The sequence below is a fragment of the Streptomyces spiramenti genome (assembly GCF_012034385.1).
In the GTDB taxonomy this organism is placed as follows: Bacteria; Actinomycetota; Actinomycetes; order Streptomycetales; family Streptomycetaceae; genus Streptomyces; species Streptomyces spiramenti.
On record NZ_JAAVJB010000007.1, the window covers coordinates 41721 to 61254 of the forward strand.

The 19534-nt window shown below is 72.6% G+C and carries 19 protein-coding genes; 8 read left to right on the forward strand and 11 right to left on the reverse strand.

What is annotated here, in order from left to right; genetic code table 11:
• The first annotated feature begins 107 nt into the window (after window positions 1-107).
• A complete protein-coding gene (locus HCJ92_RS02050) occupies window positions 108-1661 on the forward strand; it encodes an AlkA N-terminal domain-containing protein (protein WP_167931621.1) in 1554 nt (517 codons plus the stop codon).
• Window positions 1662-1720: 59 nt separating this feature from the next.
• Window positions 1721-2215, forward strand: coding sequence for a methylated-DNA--[protein]-cysteine S-methyltransferase (locus HCJ92_RS02055; protein ID WP_167931622.1), 495 nt, complete (start codon window positions 1721-1723; stop codon window positions 2213-2215).
• 42 nt (window positions 2216-2257) lie between these two features.
• Here HCJ92_RS02055 and HCJ92_RS02060 read toward each other — a convergent pair whose 3' ends face one another.
• From HCJ92_RS02060 to HCJ92_RS02070, 3 genes are all read right to left on the reverse strand, one after another.
• Window positions 2258-2806 carry an SRPBCC domain-containing protein gene (locus HCJ92_RS02060; protein WP_167931623.1) on the reverse strand — a complete coding sequence of 183 codons (549 nt, stop codon included), beginning with the start codon at window positions 2804-2806 and terminating at the stop codon, window positions 2258-2260.
• A gap of 206 nt (window positions 2807-3012) precedes the next feature.
• Window positions 3013-4059, reverse strand: a complete 1047-nt coding sequence (locus HCJ92_RS02065) for a DUF2637 domain-containing protein (protein WP_167931624.1) — start codon at window positions 4057-4059, stop codon at window positions 3013-3015.
• A 170-nt stretch (window positions 4060-4229) separates the two neighbouring features.
• The gene (locus HCJ92_RS02070; RefSeq protein ID WP_245240478.1) at window positions 4230-5144 is read right to left on the reverse strand and encodes a (2Fe-2S)-binding protein; all 915 of its coding nucleotides are present in this window, start codon (window positions 5142-5144) and stop codon (window positions 4230-4232) included.
• A gap of 139 nt (window positions 5145-5283) precedes the next feature.
• Here HCJ92_RS02070 and HCJ92_RS02075 point away from each other — a divergent pair, with 139 nt between their 5' ends.
• The 3 genes from HCJ92_RS02075 (at window position 5284) to HCJ92_RS02085 (ending at window position 7569) form a co-directional block, all read left to right on the forward strand.
• Window positions 5284-6096, forward strand: coding sequence for a GntR family transcriptional regulator (locus tag HCJ92_RS02075; RefSeq protein WP_167931625.1), 813 nt, complete (start codon window positions 5284-5286; stop codon window positions 6094-6096).
• A gap of 292 nt (window positions 6097-6388) precedes the next feature.
• Window positions 6389-6811: a VOC family protein gene (locus tag HCJ92_RS02080; RefSeq protein WP_167931626.1), complete on the forward strand. Its 423-nt coding sequence runs from the start codon at window positions 6389-6391 to the stop codon at window positions 6809-6811.
• A complete protein-coding gene (locus HCJ92_RS02085) occupies window positions 6808-7569 on the forward strand; it encodes an SDR family NAD(P)-dependent oxidoreductase (protein WP_167931627.1) in 762 nt (253 codons plus the stop codon). The genes HCJ92_RS02080 and HCJ92_RS02085 overlap by 4 nt, the downstream gene beginning before the upstream one ends.
• A gap of 36 nt (window positions 7570-7605) precedes the next feature.
• Here the strand turns inward: HCJ92_RS02085 and HCJ92_RS02090 are convergent, their stop codons facing one another.
• Window positions 7606-8388, reverse strand: a complete 783-nt coding sequence (locus HCJ92_RS02090; RefSeq protein WP_338053971.1) for a hypothetical protein — start codon at window positions 8386-8388, stop codon at window positions 7606-7608.
• A gap of 373 nt (window positions 8389-8761) precedes the next feature.
• Here HCJ92_RS02090 and HCJ92_RS02095 point away from each other — a divergent pair, with 373 nt between their 5' ends.
• On the forward strand, window positions 8762-9853 hold the full coding sequence (locus HCJ92_RS02095) for an ABC transporter permease (protein WP_245240479.1): 1092 nt from the start codon (window positions 8762-8764) through the stop codon (window positions 9851-9853).
• Window positions 9854-9896: 43 nt separating this feature from the next.
• On the opposite strand, the gene HCJ92_RS02100 is transcribed toward HCJ92_RS02095, so the two are convergent.
• Entirely contained in the window at window positions 9897-10580 is a 684-nt protein-coding gene (locus HCJ92_RS02100) for a hypothetical protein (RefSeq protein ID WP_167931629.1), read from the reverse strand.
• A gap of 527 nt (window positions 10581-11107) precedes the next feature.
• Between HCJ92_RS02100 and HCJ92_RS02105 the strand changes: the two genes are divergently transcribed.
• On the forward strand, window positions 11108-11524 hold the full coding sequence (locus HCJ92_RS02105) for a DUF5955 family protein (RefSeq protein ID WP_338053972.1): 417 nt from the start codon (window positions 11108-11110) through the stop codon (window positions 11522-11524).
• 183 nt (window positions 11525-11707) lie between these two features.
• Here HCJ92_RS02105 and aceB read toward each other — a convergent pair whose 3' ends face one another.
• From aceB to HCJ92_RS02130, 5 genes are all read right to left on the reverse strand, one after another.
• Window positions 11708-13333 carry a malate synthase A gene (gene aceB / locus HCJ92_RS02110; protein WP_167931630.1) on the reverse strand — a complete coding sequence of 542 codons (1626 nt, stop codon included), beginning with the start codon at window positions 13331-13333 and terminating at the stop codon, window positions 11708-11710.
• A 130-nt stretch (window positions 13334-13463) separates the two neighbouring features.
• Window positions 13464-13835, reverse strand: a complete 372-nt coding sequence (locus HCJ92_RS02115; RefSeq protein WP_167931631.1) for a DUF6507 family protein — start codon at window positions 13833-13835, stop codon at window positions 13464-13466.
• 47 nt (window positions 13836-13882) lie between these two features.
• Window positions 13883-14632: a hypothetical protein gene (locus tag HCJ92_RS02120; protein ID WP_167931632.1), complete on the reverse strand. Its 750-nt coding sequence runs from the start codon at window positions 14630-14632 to the stop codon at window positions 13883-13885.
• 281 nt (window positions 14633-14913) lie between these two features.
• A complete protein-coding gene (locus tag HCJ92_RS02125; protein ID WP_167931633.1) occupies window positions 14914-15054 on the reverse strand; it encodes a hypothetical protein in 141 nt (46 codons plus the stop codon).
• A 394-nt stretch (window positions 15055-15448) separates the two neighbouring features.
• The gene (locus HCJ92_RS02130) at window positions 15449-17545 is read right to left on the reverse strand and encodes a hypothetical protein (protein WP_167931634.1); all 2097 of its coding nucleotides are present in this window, start codon (window positions 17543-17545) and stop codon (window positions 15449-15451) included.
• A 201-nt stretch (window positions 17546-17746) separates the two neighbouring features.
• Between HCJ92_RS02130 and HCJ92_RS02135 the strand changes: the two genes are divergently transcribed.
• Window positions 17747-18382 carry a GAP family protein gene (locus tag HCJ92_RS02135; protein WP_167931635.1) on the forward strand — a complete coding sequence of 212 codons (636 nt, stop codon included), beginning with the start codon at window positions 17747-17749 and terminating at the stop codon, window positions 18380-18382.
• Between the two features lie 259 nt (window positions 18383-18641).
• Here HCJ92_RS02135 and HCJ92_RS02140 read toward each other — a convergent pair whose 3' ends face one another.
• The gene (locus HCJ92_RS02140) at window positions 18642-19430 is read right to left on the reverse strand and encodes an IclR family transcriptional regulator domain-containing protein (protein ID WP_167931636.1); all 789 of its coding nucleotides are present in this window, start codon (window positions 19428-19430) and stop codon (window positions 18642-18644) included.
• Window positions 19431-19534: the final 104 nt, after the last annotated feature.

Consider the following 19534-nt stretch of genomic DNA (forward strand, 5'->3'; position numbering starts at 1 on the left):
GGCGGACGGGGCCGTGAGCGTCCGGCTGCCCCGCGGCGCCCGGACGCGCCACGGCCGTGTCCGTTTTCCGCCGGACCGGGACGGCCGGGCGCGTCACACTGGAGGGTATGAACGACGACGAAGCCCGGTACGAAGCGGTCCGCGCCCGTGACGCCCGCTTCGACGGGGTGTTCTTCACCTGCGTCACGAGTACGGGCATCTACTGCCGTCCCAGCTGCCCCGCCACCACTCCGAAGCGGACCAACGTCCGCTTCCGCCGGTCCGCCGCCGCCGCACAGGCCGACGGGTTCCGCGCCTGCCGCCGCTGCCGCCCCGACGCGGTCCCCGGCTCCGCCGAGTGGAACACCCGGGCGGACTCGGTCGGCAGGGCGATGCTGATGATCGCCGACGGCGTGGTCGACCGCGAGGGCGTCACCGGACTGGCCCATCGGCTCGGTTACAGCGAACGGCAGTTGCGCCGGCAGCTCATCGACGAACTGGGTGCCGGACCGGTCGCGCTCGCCCGCGCGCAACGGGCACATGCCGCCCGGACCCTGCTCCAGACGACCACCCTGGACATCGCCGCGGTCGCGTTCGCCGCCGGGTTCTCCAGCATTCGCCAGTTCAACGGGACGGTGCGGCAGATCTACGACCGCACCCCGGGCGAGCTGCGTGCCGCGGGCCCCGGCCCGGGAGCCGGAGCGGGCGAGGGGATCGCGCTGCGACTCGCCCACCGGGGCGCCCTGGACACCGGACAGGTCTTCGATTTCCTGGCGCGGCGCGCTGTCCCCGGGATCGAGGAGGTCCTCGGACTGCCCGGTGCCCGCAGCTACCGCCGGACCCTGCGACTGCCGCACGGCCACGGCGTCGTGGAGGTCGGGGAGTCCGGCGGCTCCGGGTGGCTGCCCGCACGGCTCGCGCTGGCGGACCCGAGAGACCTCACCGCCGCGGTGCAGCGGGTGCGCAGACTCCTCGACCTCGACGCCGACCCGTACGCCGTCAGTGAACGCCTCGCCGGGGACCCCGTGGTGGGAGCCGCCGCGGCGGCCCGGCCCGGCGTCCGGTCCCCGGGCACCACCGACCCGGAGGAGCTGGCGGTACGTGCCGTCCTCGGCCAGCAGGTCACCGTGGCCGCCGCCCGGACCCTGACGGCGGCGCTGGTCGCCGCGCGCGGCACCCCGCTGCCCACCGCCGACGGCGGCCTGACCCACCTCTTCCCGGGCCCCGAGGACCTTGCCGACGCCCCTCTGGGGGAACTCCGCATGCCGGAGAGCCGACGAGCCGCCGTCCGAGCGCTCACCACGGCGCTCGCCGCCGGTGACCTCGTCCTCGACCCCGGTGCCGACCGCGAGGAGGCGGAGCGGCGGCTGCTCGCCGTCCGGGGCATCGGACCGTGGACCGCCGGATACGTACGCATGCGCGCGCTCGGAGACCCGGACGTGCTGCCCCCCGGGGACGCAGGCGTCCGCCACGGGCTGGAGCTGCTGGGGGGCACCCCCGACGACGAACGGGCGTGGCGGCCCTGGCGGAGCTACGCGCTGCACCATCTCTGGCTCGCGGCATCCGCCCCGTCCCGCGCGCCCGCCCCGTCCCGCGCGCCCGCCCCGTCCCGCGGCGGGGCGTCCCGCGCCCCGACGGCGGCAGGATCGTTCGACCTCGCCGCCCCGTCGCACCGCCCCTGAACCGAGAAGCCGCCCGCCGCTCCACCGGCGGGCACTCCGACCCACCGGGAGTCACCACCATGCTCTACACCGTCGTCGCCGGCCCCCTCGGCGACATGACCCTCGCCGGGCCCCGGCCGGACGTCCTGGGCCACCTGACCTTCGCGGGTCAGAAGTACGAACCCGAGGTCGGCGGGGAGTGGCACCGTGACGACGCGGCCTTCCCCGAGACCTCACGCCAGCTCGCCGCCTACTTCGCGGGCGATCTCAAGGAGTTCGACCTGACCGTCGAGGCCGTCGGCAGCGAGTTCCGCCGGCGGGTCTGGGACGCCCTCGACGCCATCCCCTACGGCGCCACCGTCACCTACGGCGGGCTCGCCGCCGCCGCGGGGCTGCCGGCGAACGCCGTGCGGGCCGTCGGCGGAGCCGTCGGGCACAACCCGATCAGCGTCATCCGGCCGTGCCACCGGGTAGTGGGAGCCAACGGCACACTCACCGGCTACGCGGGCGGCGTGGACCGCAAGCGCCACCTGCTGTCGCTGGAGGGGGTCCTGCCCCAGGGGCTCCTGCTCTGACGAGGGAGCCGCACAGCCGCCGTCGGTGTCGCGCCTCGCGGCTCAGCCCGGGGGCGCCGCCGCCGGCGGCGGCAGGTGCGGACGGTCCGGCCCCGCCGTCACCAGGTCCTCCAGCCGATCGAGGGAGACCTGCATGCCGTCCTCCATCCCCGCCGCGAGCTGCGCGTCCCGGTGCGCGGGCCGCTCGTGGAGCACATCCAGGGTGAGCGTGGTGACGCCGCGCCCGTCCTCGTCGAACTGGACGGTGTCCAGCGCCGCCGACTCCGGCACGGACTCGTGGATCTCCGTGGTCACCAGCAGGTGCGGCGGTCGCAGCTCACGGAACTCGCCGTGGACCGCCACATCGTGGCCGTCGGCGCCTTCACCCGGCTCATGGGTGACGTAGCGCCAGGTGCCGCCCTCGCGTGCGTCGATCTCGCACACCCGCCACGAGGCGGACGCCAACCCCCACCACCGGCGCACCGGCCCCGGTGTGGTCCACGCCCGGTACAACTCGGCGGCGGGCGCGTCGAACCGGCGGACGATCCGGATGCCGCGGTCCGACGGCAGGGACACCACCGCCGTGCCGTGGCGGTCGACATGGCTGCTCATGGGTACCTCCTGAGCCCCCATGGTCCGCCGTGCGGGCCGGGGCCGCGACCGGGACTGCGTCAGGGCCCCGGTCGGTCGCACCGCCCGGCCGGGGCGCCGACCGCCCTGGGACGTCACGGAAGGGCGGGCCGACGCCGCCGCGCCCGACCCGCCCTTCCGTGACGTCCCGCTGCTCAGCGGAACTCCTGTTCAGTCGGGGCTGCTGCTCAGTCGAACTGCTTCTCGATCTGCGCGAGCTTCGCCTCCAGCGTGTCCAGCGGCGCCCGCCCGCTGCCGCTGACCGATGCGCGGGTCTTCGGCTCGGCGGCCGATGCCGTGGCCGCCGTCGACAGGCCGGGCGCGGGCCGTGCGGCAGGGAGCTGGCCCGGTTCGCGGGCGGTGGTGTCCGGCGCGCCGACCGCTGCCGAGCCGGCCCCCACCGCCACCTCCATCCGGGGTGCCCGGCCCCGGCCGAACATCCGGTGCTGGCGGCGCAGCGCCCGGTTCCGGGATCGCTCCAGGCGCCGCTGCTCCTTCTCTCGGCGCTTCTTGGTCTCCCGCTCGCGGCGCTCGTCGCGGACCTCGTCCACCGCCTCGTCCAGCGTCCGCACGCCCTCCAGCAGCATCAGCGACCAGGCACCGAACGTCTCCCGCGGCGCTCGCATCCAGCGGACGAAACGGATCTGCGGGAGCGGCCGGGGGACCAGCCCCTGCTCCCGCAGCGCCGCCCGGCGTGTCTGCTTCAGTGCCCGGTCGAACAGGATGGCCGCGGAGAGCGACATCCCCGCGAAGAAGTGCGGGGCGCCGGCGTGCATCTCCCCTCGGGGTGCGTGGACCCAGTTGAACCAGGCAGCCGCACCCGCGAAGAGCCAGACCAACATGCGCGAGGCGACGGAGGCGTCGCCGTGGCTCGCCTCCCGGACCGCGATCACGGCGCAGAACATCGCGGCGCCGTCGAGGCCGAACGGGACCAGGTACTCCCAGCCGCCGGTCAGGTTCAGGTTCTCGCGCCCGAATCCCACGAGGCCGTGGAACGACAGCGCGGCAGCCACCCCGGCGCAGCAGAAGAGCAGCGTGTACGAGGCGGTGGCGTACATGCGCTCCTTGCGCCGACGCCGTTCCTCCATCCGCTCCCAGGAATCCTCCGCGGCGCCGTCGCCCGCCGCCGCGGCGCGCTGCCGGCCCCGGGCCAGCACCACCACCGCGACCAGGATGCCGACCAGCAGAATCGCCGCCGCCAGCACCCAGTTGAACTGCACATCGGTCAGCGTCATACGGCTGCCCCTTGTCCGACCCGTCGTCCTCGCACCCGCCGCCGGTGCGTCCGCGGGCGTCCTCGATCCGCGAGAATCCTCGCGGACGCGGGAAGGCAACCGCCCCGCTCAGCGAAAAGCCCCCGCGAACGAGTGGTGTACGCGGGGGCGGTAGGGCGTTTGTTCCGAATTCACGCCGGTACGTCGGCAACCTGTTCGACCGGCCGGGCGAGTCCCTCGCGGACGACCCGGTCGGTGTCGGAGGTCCGGGGGCACGTGACGCAGGTGGCCTCGGGGCGGAGGGTGTAGAAGAAGCAGCACGTCACCCGGTCGCGGGTCGGCAGCCGACCGCCACAGGGCTTGTCGATCTCCCGGAACGCCGCGCCGCCGGAGAACGGCGCGGTGCGGCCCGGGAGCACCAGCTCGGCCTCGGCGCGGGCGCGCCGCTCTTCACCGAGGAGCTTGCCCACGTACCAGAGCCCCTCGACGAGCTCGTCGGTCGCCGTCCCCCACATCGCGCGCGCCCGGCGGCGCATGCGTGGCGCGAAGACGTCCAGCACCGGCGCCATGTGGTCGGCCAGTGCACCGCGGAGCTCCGCCCGCAGCGCCTCCTCGGAGGCGACGGGGCGCGCTCCGGGCGCGTCCACCGCCGGGTCGTCCGGCAGGCAGGCGAACTCCCGCACCCGCACGGCCACGCGTCCCTCGTCGCTGTGGAGGGCGACGTCCGCGGGAGTCAGCCGCGGCACCCGGCGGACCAGGAACCAGGGCAGCGAGAACAGGGCGGTGGCGGGCCAGGCGTAGCGGTGCAGCGCGAATCCCGCCGCGACGTCCGGACGGACCGGCACCCCGTAGGCGGCGGCGCTCTCGCGCTCGCTCCAGCCGACGAACTCGTCCAGCACCGCCGCGTCCTCGACCAGGTCGGAACCGCGGAGCACGCCGGCCGCCGGGCCGCCGGCGCCCGGGTCGGCACTCTCCTCGATCCGCATATGCCCGAGGACCGCGTTGACCGCCTCGTAGGCGGGCCACAGGGGAGTGGGAGCCGCCGTGCCGACGGCCGTGTGCTGCTGTGCTGCGAGGCCGGCGGGAGCGGCCGGGAGGAGCGTCATGGTGCCACCGCATCGTGATCGTTTCCAGGTAAGCCTTACCTTACCTTCCCGTCGGGGGCTGCGCTGACCAGGTAACCCGCCTAGAGTGCTGCTGGTCGGAACAGAGCGGGACGCGGTGCGGACGGGACGGCGGAAGCGGATGGATCAGACCCGGCCGGACCCGGCCCCCGGCCCGGCACGTCACCCGGTCGCCCCGCCCCCTTCCGCCCTGGGGGGCGACGGGGTGGCCGAACGCCCGCAGATGCCCGCACGGCACTCCGTCCGCGACCAGGTCCTGGCCGAACTCCGAGCTGCCCTCGCCGGGGGCGGCCTCCTGGCCGGTCAGGTCTACTCGGCGCGGTCGCTCGCCGAACGCTACGGCGTCTCCGCGACCCCGGTGCGCGAGGCGATGCAGCGCCTCGCCAGCGAGGGGGCCGTCGAGGTGGTTCCCAACCGGGGCTTCCGGGTAGCCGGCCTCAGCGACCGTGACCTCGTGGAGCTCGCCGAGGTCAGGACCGCGCTGGAGGTGCCCGCGGTGCTCAACCTCCTGCGACGCCCCCGTCCCGGACCCCGCGCCTCCGCGACCTCGCGGACCGGACGCGGGGAGCCGGAGAACCGTTCGACGGAGGCCGCCGGCCGGCAGTGCCTCACCAGCGCCCCGGGCTGGTCCGCCCTGCGCGCCGTCGCGGATGCCTCCGTCGCCGCCGCCGGACGGGGCGACCGCCACGGGTACGCCGAGGCCGACCTCGCGTTCCACCGCGGTCTGCTGGAACTCACCGGCAACCGGCAGCTCACCGAGGTGGCCGTGGAGATGCTGCGTCGCAGCCAGGCGCCCGTGGCGGGCCGCCCGGCCTCCCCACCGTCCGTGCTGCGGGCCACCGCGCTCCAGCACGTCGCGCTGCTCGACGCCCTGGCCGAGGGCGAGGCGACCCTCGCGGAGCGACTGCTCCGCGACCACCTCACCCGGGTCTGACTGAGAGCGTTTTTGCGACCCCACGTCGGATCAGCTCGCGGCGCCAGATGCGGTCAGCTGCACGGCGGAGGGGGCCCTCATACCGGGTTGTATTCGGGCGCTCCTGACAGCGCAGCAGATGGCTGGAGCCGGCGTCGCGGGCCCGGCGTGGGGTCTCAAACACGCTCGGAGCCGCCGCGCGGGCCCGGCCGGCGACCCGGGCCGCCCGCCCGGCACTCCGTCCCGCCGGGGACGGAGTGCCCGGCGGGCGTGCCACAGTGGCCTCGACCTCCGCCCGCCACCGAGGAGCAACGTGTCCGCCCTCCCCGTCTTCCACCTCGCCGTCCCCGTCGACGACCTCGCCGCCGCCCGCCGCTTCTACGGCGAACTGCTCGGGCTCGCCGAGGGCCGCTCCACCGACCACTGGGTCGACTGGGACATGTGGGGCCACCAGTTCGTCACCCATCTCGCCCCCGGCGCCGGCGCCGCAGCCGGCACCTCCACCGTGGACGGCCAGGACGTCCCCGTGCCCCACTTCGGGGTGCTGCTCGCGGCCCCCGAGTTCCACCGACTCGCCGCGCGACTCCGCGACGCGGGCGCCCGGTTCGTGGTCGAGCCGAGACTCCGCTTCGAGGGCGAGGCGGCCGAGCAGTGGACCATGTTCCTGCACGATCCCGCCGGCAACGCCCTGGAGTTCAAGGCGTTCACCGACCCGGGCCAGGTGTTCGCCCGATGAGGCGGGTGCTGGTCACCGGAGCCTCCCGGGGCATCGGGCGTGCCGTCGCCTCGGCATTCGCCGAGAACGGCGACCGGGTCGCCGTCCACTTCGCGACCCGCGAGGACGAGGCGCGCGCCACCCTGCGGGCCCTGCCCGGTGCGGGCCACACCCTGGTCGGGGGCGATCTGGCCGACCGGGGCGCCGCCCCCGCCGTGGTCTCCCGAGCCGTCGAAGAGCTCGGCGGCGTCGACGTACTCGTCAACAACGCCGCAGTGGCCCCCGCGCCGGAGAACCGGCACGCCGTCACCGACGCCGGGTTCGACGACTGGCAGCGGACCTGGCGCGCCATGACGGACGTCAACCTGCTCGGGCCGGCGGACCTCACCTTCCACGTCGCCCGCCACCTCATCGCCCGGGGCGTGGGCGGTGCGGTGGTGAACGTCGGCTCCCGCGGCGCGTTCCGGGGCGAACCCGACCACCCCGCGTACGGCGCCGCCAAGGCCGCCCTGCACGCCTTCGGCCAGTCGATGGCGCTCGCCCTGGCCCCGCACGACATCGCCGTCTCCTCGGTGGCCCCGGGGTTCGTCGCCACCGAACGGCAGGCGGAGCGGATCGCGGGCGCCGAGGGCGAGGCGCTGCGGGCGCAGAGCCCCTTCGGCCGGGTCGGCACCCCGGAAGAGGTGGCGGCAGCCGTGCTCTACCTTGCCTCCGCCGAAGCGCGTTGGGCCTCGGGAACCGTGCTCGACCTCAACGGGGCCTCCTACCTGCGGACCTGACCCCGTGCACGGCCGCCCGACGGACCCCGGGCCCGCTCAGCCTGCCTCGGCCGACGCCTCCGCGGGCGGAGCGCACGCTTCCGCGGCGTCCGGCGGGGACTGCGCGGGCACCAGCCGGGGCACGAGCCATCGCGGCACGTCGCCCAGCAGCCGCACCAGCCGTGCCGCCTCGGCACGCAGCCGGGCGGCCTCCGGCTCCGGGGCCACCTCCGCCAGCGCGGCGAGTGCGGGGGCGGCACCGACCAGATGGCCGGTCTCCTCGCACAACCGCAGCGAGTCGACGAAGTGCTCCCGCGCGACAGCCGTCTCGCCCGCAAGTACCGCCAACCAGCCAAGTTGGCGGGCGACCGCGGCCCGCAGCGGCCGGTCACCCCGAGCGGTGGCCTCGGCGTGGGCCCGACGGTAGGACGCCTCCGCGCCCTGCGGACTGTCGCTGAGGTGCTGCGTCATCAGCCCCCGCCGGAAGTCCAGCAGCGGTCGTCCGGGCCCGGCCGGCTCCAGGAGCGCCGCGGCGCGCCCCAGCGCGGAACGGGCCTCGTCCGTCCGGTCCCGTACCCCGAGATGGGTCGACGCGTAGGCCAGGTAGCCGCGCTCGCACGCCGCCACGCCCCGCTCGGCGTCGGTGAGCGGGAGTGACTCCGCAGCCCGCAGCGCCTCCTCCGCCTTGTCCCACCCCTCGGAGGTGTGGACGCACCGCTCCACGTAGAGCTCCACCTGGCGCAGCGCGGCGCCGTGGTGGTGCGGGACGAGCGGCGTCAGCAGTCCGGCGGCCTCCTCCCAGCAACCGCGCGAACGGAGGCGCCAGACCGCCCGGGTCAAGGGGTCGTCCCCCTCGGACCGGACCGTACGCAGAACGGCGGGATCCGCCACAGTGCCCTCCCCAGGCGCTTCTTCGAGCCGATGGTCATGCGGTCACAGGGTGTTGCGGTTGCATCTCAGCATGAACACGGGGGCCGGGCCAAGAGGCGCGAGTGAACCAGTTCACAAAGTCCGACGGGGCCGGACGACCCACCCCAACGGCCCAGTACCGCATGCGCGTCGGCGCGCGCGCCGCTTCGCTGGGGAGACCCCGCCGCCGCGGCACGCTCGATCCGGCCCGGTGACCGGCTGTCACCGGGTCCGGGGGCCCGGCGGCGGCCTGCCCGGTCCCGCAACCGGGGACGCGGCACGGCGGACCGAGGAGGCGTGGCGGATGTACTCAGCACACGGCGGAGGTGGCGGCGGAGGCGGCGGTGACGGCGCCCGGGAACCACGCCGGGGCTTCCTCGCGGAGCTGGCACAGGCCGTGACGCCGCGTGCGGCGCTGCTGGTCCTGGGCGTACTGGCGCTGCAACTCGGTTTCGTCCTCTCCTACGTGGGGGCGTTCCACGATCCGGAACCCCGGGACGTCCCGGTCGCCGTCGTCGCACCCGAGCCGGTTCGGACGCAGCTCACCGACCGCCTGGAGGCGCTGCCGGGCGGCCCGCTCGACACCGGCCCCACCGCCGCCGACGCAGAGGCGGCGCGGCAGGAACTGCTGCGCCGCGAGATCGACGCAGCCCTCGTCGTCGACCCGGACGGCACCACCGACACGCTGCTGGTCGCCACCGGCGCCGGCTCCTCGCTCGCCCAGGCGGTCACCGAGGTGCTGCGCGCCGTCGCCGACGATCAGGACCGTGAGCTCCGGGTGGAGGACGTGGCACCCGCGGCGTCGGGCGACAGCCGCGGCCTGACGGCGTTCTACCTCGTGGTCGGCTGGTGCGTGGGCGGATACCTCTGCGCGGCGGTGCTGGCGATCAGCCGGGGGGCCCGTCCCGCCAACACCTCACGCGCCGTCATCCGGCTGCTGGTCCTCGTCTGCTACGCGCTCGTCGCCGGCCTCGGCGGCGCGCTGATCACCGGACCGGTCCTGGACGCCCTGCCGGGCGGCATCCTGGCGACCGCGCTGGTCGGGGCGCTGGTCGTCCTCGCCACGGGGGCGACCACCCTCGCCCTCCAGGGACTGCTGGGCGTGGCCGGTATCGGCGTCGCGATCCTGCTGGTGGTCGTGCTCGGCAACCCGAGCGCGGGCGGCGCCTACCCGGGGCCGCTGCTGCCCGGGTTCTGGCGCGAGATCGGCCCCGCGCTCATCCCCGGGGCGGGGACCTGGCTGGTCCGGTCGGTGGCCTACTTCGACGGGCACGCCGTCACCGGGCCGCTGCTCGTCCTCGCGGCGTGGGCGGTGGCGGGTGCGGCGCTGACCGTCCTGGCCGCACGGTTCCGGGGCGCCGAGACGGCCGGCGGGGCGCCCGCCGCCGGGAGGTGACGAGGGCTCCCTCCCGGGCGCCCCAGGGGCACGGGACGGGGGTTCAGGCGTCGGCGCCCCGGTGCAGCAGGGCGTCGGCGGCGTCGTTGACCGGCTGCGGTGTGCCGGTGAGGTCGAGCACGAAGAGCGCGAGCCGCAGCTCGTCCGCGCGGTTGCGGGCGCCCCGTTCGAAGCCCGCCAGCGAGAACGCCACGGGGGTCTGCTGCTCCGTCATCGCGTAGAGCCACAGCGTCTCGATCGATGCCCCGCCGGTGGGCACGGTGCTCGCGTCCACCATGCCGACCACCCGGGGTCCGCGCAGATCGAGACCCGAGGCGGGACGCGGCACCGCCGTCTCGACCGTCCTGAACCCCAGCCAGCGCAGGAAGTGCGCGGCGCAGGAGACCGCGTCGTCCCCGGTGCGGATGGTCAGCGGCCGGAACGGCGCGCGCCGGACCGGGCCTCCGTCGCCGGCGTCGCTGCCCGTCACCGCGTCCGGCGCGAGTCGCACCGTCGCACCGCAGGGGCAGCAGAACTCGGGTTGCGGCCAGTGCCCGGGCTCGCCGCAGGAACCGCACGGCACCTCCGTCCACGCGTCGGACCAGGACCGGTGCCGCACCAGCACGGCGGTCGCGCCCGCCCGCAGCGGCACCGTCACCGGCGCGCCGCACGCGCAGGGGTACTCGGGCGGGCTGTAGGCGTGCTCACGGCGGCACGCGGGACAGCGCACCGACACGCTGTGGGTCATCGACTCTCCAGGCGGTGTGGGCGGTGTGGGCGGTGTGGGCGGTGTGGGCGGTGTGGGCGGTGTGGGCGGTGTGGGCGGTGTGGGCGGTGTGGGCGGTGTGGGCGGTGGACGGCGGGGGAGCAGGGGGCGCCCGCCCCCAGTCTTGCCGAACGTCGTTGCGGAGCGCAGCTTCTCGGTCTGTTCGCCGCCCCTGCGCCACCCTCGCCTCCCCCCCCCGGCCCGAGTTCGCAAGCGGGCGGCGGTCCGGAGAGTCCCGTTCCGGAGGAGTCCCCTTCCGGAGGGGCGCGTTCCGAAGGGGTGCGCCGGAGGTCGGCCGCGCCTCCCCGCCCGCCCGATGCCCGATGCCCCACGAGAGGGGCGTGAACCGGGTGCGCCCGGGGCGCACGTGGTGCGCCAAGGGGCGCGAAAGTGGGCGCGTTCACCGGAATGTGACGCGGAGTTTCGCACTGCGTATGGCGTACTGCGCGGACAGTGATATTTACTGTCCTTGATCGCAGAACCGGCAGCAGAGGCCAGGGGAGGGCCGAGTGACCGCTGGGACCGCAGAAACGCCGGGTGCCGCTCATGGAACGGCCTCGAAGAACGAGCAACCGCCACCCGTCGCGTCCCGTGTCGGCGCCGTTCTGGACATCGACATCGACCCGCGGGACGAGCGGTGGGAGGCCCTGGTCGCTGCCAGCTCCCGGCTGCGCACCGCTCTCGACGCCTACCGGGCTCCGCTCGTCGACCGGGGTGTGGCCGAACACGAACTCGCAGCCCTGCACCGGATGGCGGCGGGTGGGGCAGCCGACCCGGCCGCCCTCAGCGGTAGGTTGCTGCTTGTGGCATCGGCTGTCGGATCGGTCCGGGTGCTCAGCCCGGCGCTCGCCGAACTCCGCGCCGCTGTTGGGAAGTTCGGTCCGGGTGTCACCTCCGTGACGGTGATAGCTCCGCCGCGCCGCTGACCTCCGGCCGTCGAGTCCCGTCACCGCGTCCTGCCACTGAACCCGCCGCGCGTCGAGGCTGTCGCCCGTGGGATGCGCAGGGGCCCGAGCCCGGAGTCCCGGGACACCCGAGCGGCCGAGACGTCCGGGCTCCCGTGTGCCGCGTGGCGCGGCCCCGTTGGGTGATGCCGCACCACGCGGTCGTCAGGGCAGCAACTCGTAGGCGGTGAGCGTCAGGAAGTCGACGTAGTCCTCGTCGAGAGCGACACGCAGCAGCACGTCGTGGGCCTGCTGCCAGCCGGCCGCTGTGACGGCCTCGTCGCCGACATCCCGGGCGACGGCGGCCAACTCCTCGGCGGCGAGGTCTCGGACCAGCTCCGCGGTGACCTGCTCGCGCCCGGCGGGCGCCCCCTCCAGGCGGACGTCCGCATGGACCCACTGCCAGATCTGGGAGCGCGAGATCTCCGCCGTCGCGACGTCCTCCATCAGGTTGAAGACCGCGACGGCTCCGCGGCCGTTCAGCCACGCCTGGAGGTATCGCATCCCGACCGCCACGGCGTTGCGGAGTCCCTCGTAGGTGGGCCGCGCCGTCAGTGATCCGACGGCCAGCAGATCGGCGGCGCCGACAGCCACGTCCTCCCGCAGTCGGTCCTTCTGGTGGGGCCGCTCACCCAGCACCGCGTCGAAGGACTCCAGGGCGACCGGGACCAGGCCGGGGTGCGCCACCCAGGACCCGTCGAACCCGTCGGCGGCCTCCCGGTCCTTGTCGGCCCGGACCTTGGCGAAGGCAACGGCGTTGGCCTCCTCGTCCTTCGACGGGATGAACGCCGCCATGCCGCCGATGGCGTGGGCGCCCCGCTTGTGGCAGGTGCGGACCAGCAGTTCGGTGTAGGCGCGCATGAACGGGGCCGTCATGGTGACGGCGTTGCGGTCCGGCAGCACGAACGCGGGCCCGGCGTCCCGGAAGTTCTTGATCAGAGAGAAGAGGTAGTCCCAGCGGCCGGCGTTGAGCCCGGCCGCGTGGTCGCGGAGCTCGTGGAGGATCTCCTCCATCTCGAACGCCGCGGTGATGGTCTCGATGAGGACGGTGGCACGGACCGTGCCGTGAGGGATGCCCACGTACGCCTGGGAGAAGACGAAGACGTCGTTCCAGAGACGGGCCTCCAGGTGGCTCTCCAGCTTGGGCAGGTAGAAGTACGGCCCCCGGCCCTGCTCGGTGAGGAGCGCGGCGTTGTGAAAGAAGTACAGGCCGAAGTCCACCAACCCCGCGGGCGCCGGGGCGCCGTCGACGCTGAGGTGCGAGTCGTTCAGGTGCCAACCGCGCGGGCGCATCACCGCGACGGCCAACTCCTCGTCCGGGCGCAGCGCGTAGCTCTTGCCGCCGTCGTCGGTGAAGTCGATGCGGCGCCGGAAGGCGTCACCCATGGAGATCAACCCGCCCACGACGTTCTCCCAGGTCGGGGAGGAGGCGTCCTCGAAGTCGGCCAGCCAGACCTTGGCGCCCGAGTTGAGGGCGTTGACCGCCATCTTGCGGTCGGTCGGCCCGGTGATCTCCACCCGCCGGTCGGTCAGCGCGGGAGGCGCCGGCGCCACCCGCCACTCGCCCTCCCGGACGTGCGCGGTCTCCGGCAGGAACTCCAGCTTCCCGGTGGCGGCGATCTCCTGGCGACGCGCCGCGCGGGCGGCGAGCAGCTCGTCACGGCGGGGGGCGAAGCGTCGGTGCAACTCGGCGAGGAACAGCAGAGCTTCCGCCGTCAGGACCTCGTCCTGTCGCGGTACGGCAGGTGCGTCTGCGGCGATGACTGCTGCGGTGGGCGCGGTTTCGGGCATGGGGGCACTCCTTCGTCGCGGCGCGGCTGCTGGGGCGACCGCGTCAACGCTACGGACGTGGCCATCCGGTATCGGAGATTAATTTCCTCATCGTGGAACTTCAAGACCGCCACGGAGGGAATGCCGGAGCTCACCGGCCGGGGTTGAGGACGAACGGGATCGCCGAGTCGGAGGCCACCCGCCCCGCGCGCTCGGCCCACTGCTCCATGATCACGTCCCCCACCGCATAGGCGGCGGTGGCGCGGGCCGCGCCGTCCGCGCAGGCGTCCACCTGGAGACGGAGCGCCTCGGACACGTCCGCCGCGCGCACACTGAACTCCGCCAGCGCCTCCCGTAGCGGGCTCCGTTCGGCGATGCCGCCGACGATCAACCCGCGCGCGGCTCCGTGCGCCGTGTCCAGGTGGTCGAGCGTGGTGCGGGCCCGCTGCGAGAGCCCGTCGGCCTGCTCGTCCACGCGGGCGAGTACCCCGCTGACGCCGTCCGTGTTCAGATCCCAGTGCATGTGCTCTCCTCTTCCCTGTCGCGCTCACTGCGGTGTTCGGCACGTGCTCAGATGTCGGGCACTTCGGCGAAGCAGGGCCTTTGCCATTCTTTCGCCATCGCACGCGCGTACTCCGGCAGGAGATCGGAGAGGACCCGTTCGGATTCCTGCGCGTCGGTCGGGTACTTGGCTCCGATGGCGACGACCATGCTTCGGGTGCTGCGGTTGCTGCGGTTGCTGCGGTTGCTGCGGTTGCTGCGGTTGCTGCGGTTGGTGCGGTTGGTGCGGTTGGTGCATTCCATGAGGCCGTAGGCGAGATGGGGCCAGACCCGAAACGTGTGCGTACCCTCCACGGTGATCTCTTCGGGCTGGCCCGGCAGGAGTTCGCGGTCCGCAGTGAAAGCTGAGCGAGCGGCGTAGAGTTCATTCTCCGATTGGATCAGGGCGATCCCGGCTGTCACGGTCCGTTCACCCCCTTCTGAGATCCGGCATCGTCGAAGTGTTTCCTTGCCGATGTACCGCAGTACTTCGCCAACCTTCTCCTCCCCGGAGAACAGGCCGTGATGCAGGTCGCCGACCGCTTTTCCACAGAACAGGGCAGGAGGTTCAAAACTGAACTGTTCGTGGTGGAGGCGGGGGTCGCCATGCCAAGCAGCGACATCAACAACGCTGTTGTGGCGGCTCGAACGAAGCGAGATGTATGTGACAACAACAGTCGACCTCCGTCCGGTTGTTGTGATTCTCCTGGTCGCCGTCGTACGAGACGGTTCATCGCTGCTGCTGTTCTGCTTCAGATGTTGGGCGGCGCGTCGTTGCATGCACTCGTTCAGTGCTCCGCTGAGGATCGTGCCTATGGGGGAACTGGATTCAACGGATTCTCTTCGTTTTCCGCGACGGCGTGCGGCAGTGAAGAATTAGTGGTCCGGCGGTCCACGTGGAATTCATTGACTAATGAACGAAGTCGACGGTCCGGGGTGACGGCTGCCGTGTAGCAGGTCGACTCAGGGGGCTGGGAGTTCTTCCTGCTGCAGGCGGTGGTTGCCTCGTCGCGAACTGCCGTGCGTGGTGGTTCTCCCTGGTGGAAATACCGAATGCGTCGTCAGATGTCCGGCACTTCGTCGAAGCAACTGCCGACCCAGTGCTCGAGGGAGGCTCTTGCGTAGGGCGTGATGAGATCTGCCAATGTGTCTTCGTTCTCGCTGTGCGGCGTAGCAATGACGATCAGTAGATCCCATTCCACGCCGTCTTTGCATGGGACAAGTGCGTACGCCGCGCGGGACCAGACGCGTACCTCCTGATCAGCCGGCAGGAGCCTCCCCTCGGTAGTGGGCGTGGCGCTGGGGGCGGTGTACGCTTCCAGCGTCCTCGCTATGCCTCTGCTGGCTGAGATGAGAGAGGTTCCCGCTTCGGCTACTACGTCCTGCCCCTCGTACAGCGTGCAGAATTGCACGGGTCCCGGTGTGCCATCCGGTTCGGCGGTGTGGCGTACCAGTGAATCGGAGACCTCGTCCTCTCCGGGGAATAGCGGAGCGTGTAGTTGACCGACGTCTTCCCCGCAGAAAGTCTTCGGAGGCGGGTGGGGGCCTGTCTGTGTGCAGCCGGCCAGGAGTGGCGAGATGAAGAGCGCCAGAACGCTAATTCTTGTTCTTGGAATTGTATTCCGCGGAGGTTTCATTGAATCCACTTCGTGCTCCCAGGCTTGCTGCATCTCGATAGTGCTTCCGGTCGTCTTCGGTGTACCTAAGGCTCGCTGTCGCGCTGTCCATTACGTCTGAGTAAGCCACGCTCACTTGATCACGAGTCGATCCTCGAATTGCTTCGCGCTGATCCTTTGCTTCCTGTAGGAGCTTCCTGTCGTGCTCTCTCCAGAGGCTTTCGTTTACTCTGATCATTTCGTTGCCCGCCGCGGTTCCGGCCCCCGGGAATCTACCGACCGTGGAATCTGTCACCGAGGTGAGGAAGTGTTGAGAAAGTCGCTTGAATCCGTTGTCGAGACTTTTGGTGTTCTCGGTAAACACGGCATCGGATCGCGTGGAAGTGAGTGCGCCCATCGCTTGACCTCCGGCCTGAGAGGCAAGCTCTGCGGCCTCGATCGGGGTCACTTTCTCGAAATCGACCTCATCGGACAGAAGGTACGTGAAAGTCGCGCCGGCGTACGCGATCTGTGCTTGCCGAACGATCTCGAAGCTCTCTTCGTTCTTCCCGTTCTCCTCGAGAACGGAAATCGCTTTTGAGTAGTCCAGGTCCAAGCCGTTCTCGAAGAGAGGCAGGACGCCGCCGTTCATCGCATCGTTGAAGTCGCCCAGGTACAGGGCGGTCGTGTTGCCGAGTGCCTGAGCGAGCGGCGGCGGGAACCCCTCCTTCTTTGCGGCCTGGTCGATGACGAGCTGAGCGATCTGTGCGTTCTTCGCGCTGGGCTGTGCCGCATCGGGGGTCGGTTCGGTGCCTTCGATCATCCCCGTGGCGGCTGCACCCAGGAACTGGTTCAAGCCCTTCGTCAGCTCGGGATCGGGCTCTCCTCGGATCGGGGAGAGAAGGTCCGTCTGCCCGACCTGTTCGATCCAGTCCTTCGCACGGCTGTTGCGGTCCGGGTCGACGATCATGGCAGCGGCGTCCGGGTTCCGCGAAGAGATGCCGAGCAGCCGGTCGAGGTCACGACGCTCCCCGGCGGAGCGGATCTCCTCGTACGAACTGCCACTCGGCCCGTTGGACATGTCCGCGACGAGACCGTCCAGGAACTGCGGGCTGTACGGCACGGAAGCCGGCTCCATCAGATCCAGCAGCGGTCCGTACTGGCGGACGTCGACGAGCAGGCCTTGGTCCTCCGGCCCGGCGGCGAAGGCGCGGGCGGCGTCGGTCCTGCGCTGCCAGTCGCGCCCTTCGGGGGTCCTCAGCCACTCCGTGAACTCGGCGGACTCCGGTGGTGCGTCCTTGAGGCGCTCGGGGGTCCGGGTCGCGGTCGCGAAGACGTTGGCGAGCCCCACCACCAGCGAGTTCACCGGGAACGGGTCCTCGGGGGAGCTCGGCGCGGTCGACAGGTAGTCTACGTTCTCGAACCGGGCGGACTGGCGCGCGAGCTCGGCCACTCCCAGCGTGTCCAGCAGGTAGCCGGCGAAGTGGTCGTTCTCGCCGTGCGTGGCCAGTAGGCGGTCCAGCTCCGCCAGCTCGCCCTCGGTGAGGTCGTCCTGGCGCATCAGGGCGACGGCCCGCTCCGCTCCGCTGAGCGCGGCTGCGCGCTCCAGCACCGCGGTCCCCGAGTGGGTGGCGAGCAGGTCGGCGATGGCGCGCGCCGCGTGGGTCTCCGTCGCGTGATAGTCGGTCAGGGCGGTGCGCAGCGCTCCCCTGATCGCTTCGCTCTCCGCGCGTTGCGAGGCGGTGACGTCGGCCGGGTCGGCCGCGTTCTGCAGCAGCTCGGCTCGTTCCCGCAGCCCGGTGAGGCTTCTCGCGAGTGACCGGGCCTGTTCCACGTAGCGCTCCAGGTGCTGCGCGGCCCCGGCCGTGGCGTCGTGCAGTTCCTCGTTGAGGGAGCCGACGGAGGCGATGCTGCCGAGCAGTTCGGGGGCCTCGGGGGCGTCGTAGTGATCGCCCAGTGAGAGGTAGGTGGTCCGGACCGTCTCGCCGCGCCGGTAGGTGGCGGCCCCGGCTCGCGAGAGGTCGCCGACAGTCTGCTCCAGGGTGGACAGGTCGGCGGCGAGGACGGGTATCTCGCCGGGGTGCACCAGGTCGCTCATGCGGTTCCCTTCCTCAGCGGCCGACGCCGCCCTCTCGTCGCTCGCGGTCCCGGCCCCGCAGGCTGGGATGCTCTCGCAGGGCAGGGGGCCCGAGGTGCGACGGCCGACTCTCGGCTTCCCACCGTCCGGTGCCGCCGCGAGCCGGAGGTGACGAGCTGCGGAGTCGGGCGGGCGCGCCGACACTGGGACGGAGGAGGTCCCATGAGTACAGCCGTGCTGCCGCTGGCCGTGACCATGCTGGCCGGCCCGCAGATCATCTCAGCGATCATTCTCGTCACCACCCCCCGCCCCGTTCGCACCTCGCTCGCCTTCCTCGTCGGGGTGGCCGCGGCGGTGTGTGTCGGCGTCGGGGTCGCGCTCGGGCTGGCGCATCTGCTCGGCAGTGCCGTGGACCTCGGCGCCACCGGCAACCGCGGCTCCGTCGGCAACATCATCAAGTACGTGCTCATCGGCCTGCTCGTGCTGGCCGCGCTGCGGAACTGGCGGAACCGGGCGGACGCCGAACCGCCGAAGTGGCTCACGTCGCTCATGACCTCCGGCGCCGGTCGGGCACTGACCATCGGGTTCCTCGTCATTCTGCTGATGCCGTCGGACGTGGTGGTGATGCTGACGGTCGGCGTGCACCTCGCGCAGGGGAGTGCGGGATTCGTCGGGGCGCTCCCGTTCATCGCGCTCACGGTCCTGATCGCGGCCCTGCCGCTGCTCTGCCGACTGCTGTTCCGACGCCGTGCCGCCGTGCTCATGCCTCGGTTGCGGGACTGGATGAACGGGCACAGCTGGCTGATCAACATCGTCGTGTGCCTGGTCTTCGTCGCCCTCATCGCCTCCGGCGGGTGAGAGCGGGGCGGGACCGCCGGTGTCGCCGAGCGAGGCTCGCCGGTGCGGCGGGTACGGGTTCCCGGTGCGGTGCCGGATCGATCCGGCGCAGGCGTGCGTCGCCATGGCCCCCCCGTCACGATGTGCGAGCAGGCGGTCGCCCCGGTCCCCTCCGTGGCGGCCTGCCCTGATCACTGTGTATATCAGCGAGTACTCAGGGTCGACAACGCCGGGACGGTCGGGGCGCCGTCACGGTTTCGTCCCGGCCGGGCCCCGCGCGTCAGGTGGGCTGGTTGGCGGCCAGGGAGGCCGCCAGGTCGCGGGCTACCTCTTGCAGCAGCGGCACGATGGTGGTGGTCGACTCGTCGGTGATGCGTCCCGCGGGCCCGGAGACCGAGATGGCGGCCGGGGTGGGGGAGTCCGGGACGGGGACGGCGATGCAGCGGACGCCGATCTCCTGCTCGTTGTCGTCGACCGCGTACCCGTCCGCCCGCGCGGCGGCCAGCTCGCCGACCAACGCGTCGGCGTCGGTCAGTGTCCGGTCGGTCGCGGCCGGCATGCCGGTGCGGGCGAGGAGGGCCCGGACCTCGGCGTCGGACCGCTGGGTGAGCAGCGCCTTGCCGACGCCGGTGGCGTGCGGGTGCACCCGTCGCCCCACCTCCGTGAACATCCGCATCGAGTGCCGGGAGGGGACCTGGGCGACGTAGACGGCCTCGTCGCCGTCGAGCAGCGCCATGTTGGCCGTCTCGCCGGTCTCCTCGACCAACCGGGCCAGGTGGGGGCGCGCCCAGGTGGCCAACGGCCGTGCGGCGCTCTCGCCGAGACGGATGAGGCGAGGTCCGAGCGCGTACCGTCGGTTGGGTTGCTGGCGGACGTAGCCGCACGCCACGAGGGTGCGCATCAGCCGGTGAATGGTGGGAAGTGGCAGACCGCTGCTGGAGGCGAGCTCGCTCAGGCCGATGACGCCGCCGGCGTCGGCCATCCGTTCCAGCAGGTCGAAGGCCCGCTCCAGCGACTGGACGCCGCCGCTGCCGGTGTTGGCGGCTCTGGGCTCGTCGGACGTGGCCACGTCGCGTTCCTTTCGGGGCGGATCGACCGCAGCCTACCGGTCGGGGCGGCCCGTGCCCGGTGCCACCCGCCGCCCGGCGCGCGGCGAGCGGCGAGCGCGGCGAC

Coding starts and splice junctions, on each gene's coding strand:
- HCJ92_RS02130 (WP_167931634.1), bottom strand. CDS start 17,545: ATGAGCGACCTGGTGCACCCCGGCGAGATACCCGTCCTCGCCGCCGAC.
- HCJ92_RS02095 (WP_245240479.1), top strand. CDS start 8,762: ATGTACTCAGCACACGGCGGAGGTGGCGGCGGAGGCGGCGGTGACGGC.
- HCJ92_RS02065 (WP_167931624.1), bottom strand. CDS start 4,059: ATGACGCTGACCGATGTGCAGTTCAACTGGGTGCTGGCGGCGGCGATT.
- HCJ92_RS02120 (WP_167931632.1), bottom strand. CDS start 14,632: ATGCAACGACGCGCCGCCCAACATCTGAAGCAGAACAGCAGCAGCGAT.
- HCJ92_RS02070 (WP_245240478.1), bottom strand. CDS start 5,144: ATGACGCTCCTCCCGGCCGCTCCCGCCGGCCTCGCAGCACAGCAGCAC.
- HCJ92_RS02050 (WP_167931621.1), top strand. CDS start 108: ATGAACGACGACGAAGCCCGGTACGAAGCGGTCCGCGCCCGTGACGCC.
- HCJ92_RS02115 (WP_167931631.1), bottom strand. CDS start 13,835: ATGCACTGGGATCTGAACACGGACGGCGTCAGCGGGGTACTCGCCCGC.
- HCJ92_RS02055 (WP_167931622.1), top strand. CDS start 1,721: ATGCTCTACACCGTCGTCGCCGGCCCCCTCGGCGACATGACCCTCGCC.
- HCJ92_RS02135 (WP_167931635.1), top strand. CDS start 17,747: ATGAGTACAGCCGTGCTGCCGCTGGCCGTGACCATGCTGGCCGGCCCG.
- HCJ92_RS02075 (WP_167931625.1), top strand. CDS start 5,284: ATGGATCAGACCCGGCCGGACCCGGCCCCCGGCCCGGCACGTCACCCG.
- HCJ92_RS02085 (WP_167931627.1), top strand. CDS start 6,808: ATGAGGCGGGTGCTGGTCACCGGAGCCTCCCGGGGCATCGGGCGTGCC.
- aceB (WP_167931630.1), bottom strand. CDS start 13,333: ATGCCCGAAACCGCGCCCACCGCAGCAGTCATCGCCGCAGACGCACCT.
- HCJ92_RS02100 (WP_167931629.1), bottom strand. CDS start 10,580: ATGACCCACAGCGTGTCGGTGCGCTGTCCCGCGTGCCGCCGTGAGCAC.
- HCJ92_RS02060 (WP_167931623.1), bottom strand. CDS start 2,806: ATGAGCAGCCATGTCGACCGCCACGGCACGGCGGTGGTGTCCCTGCCG.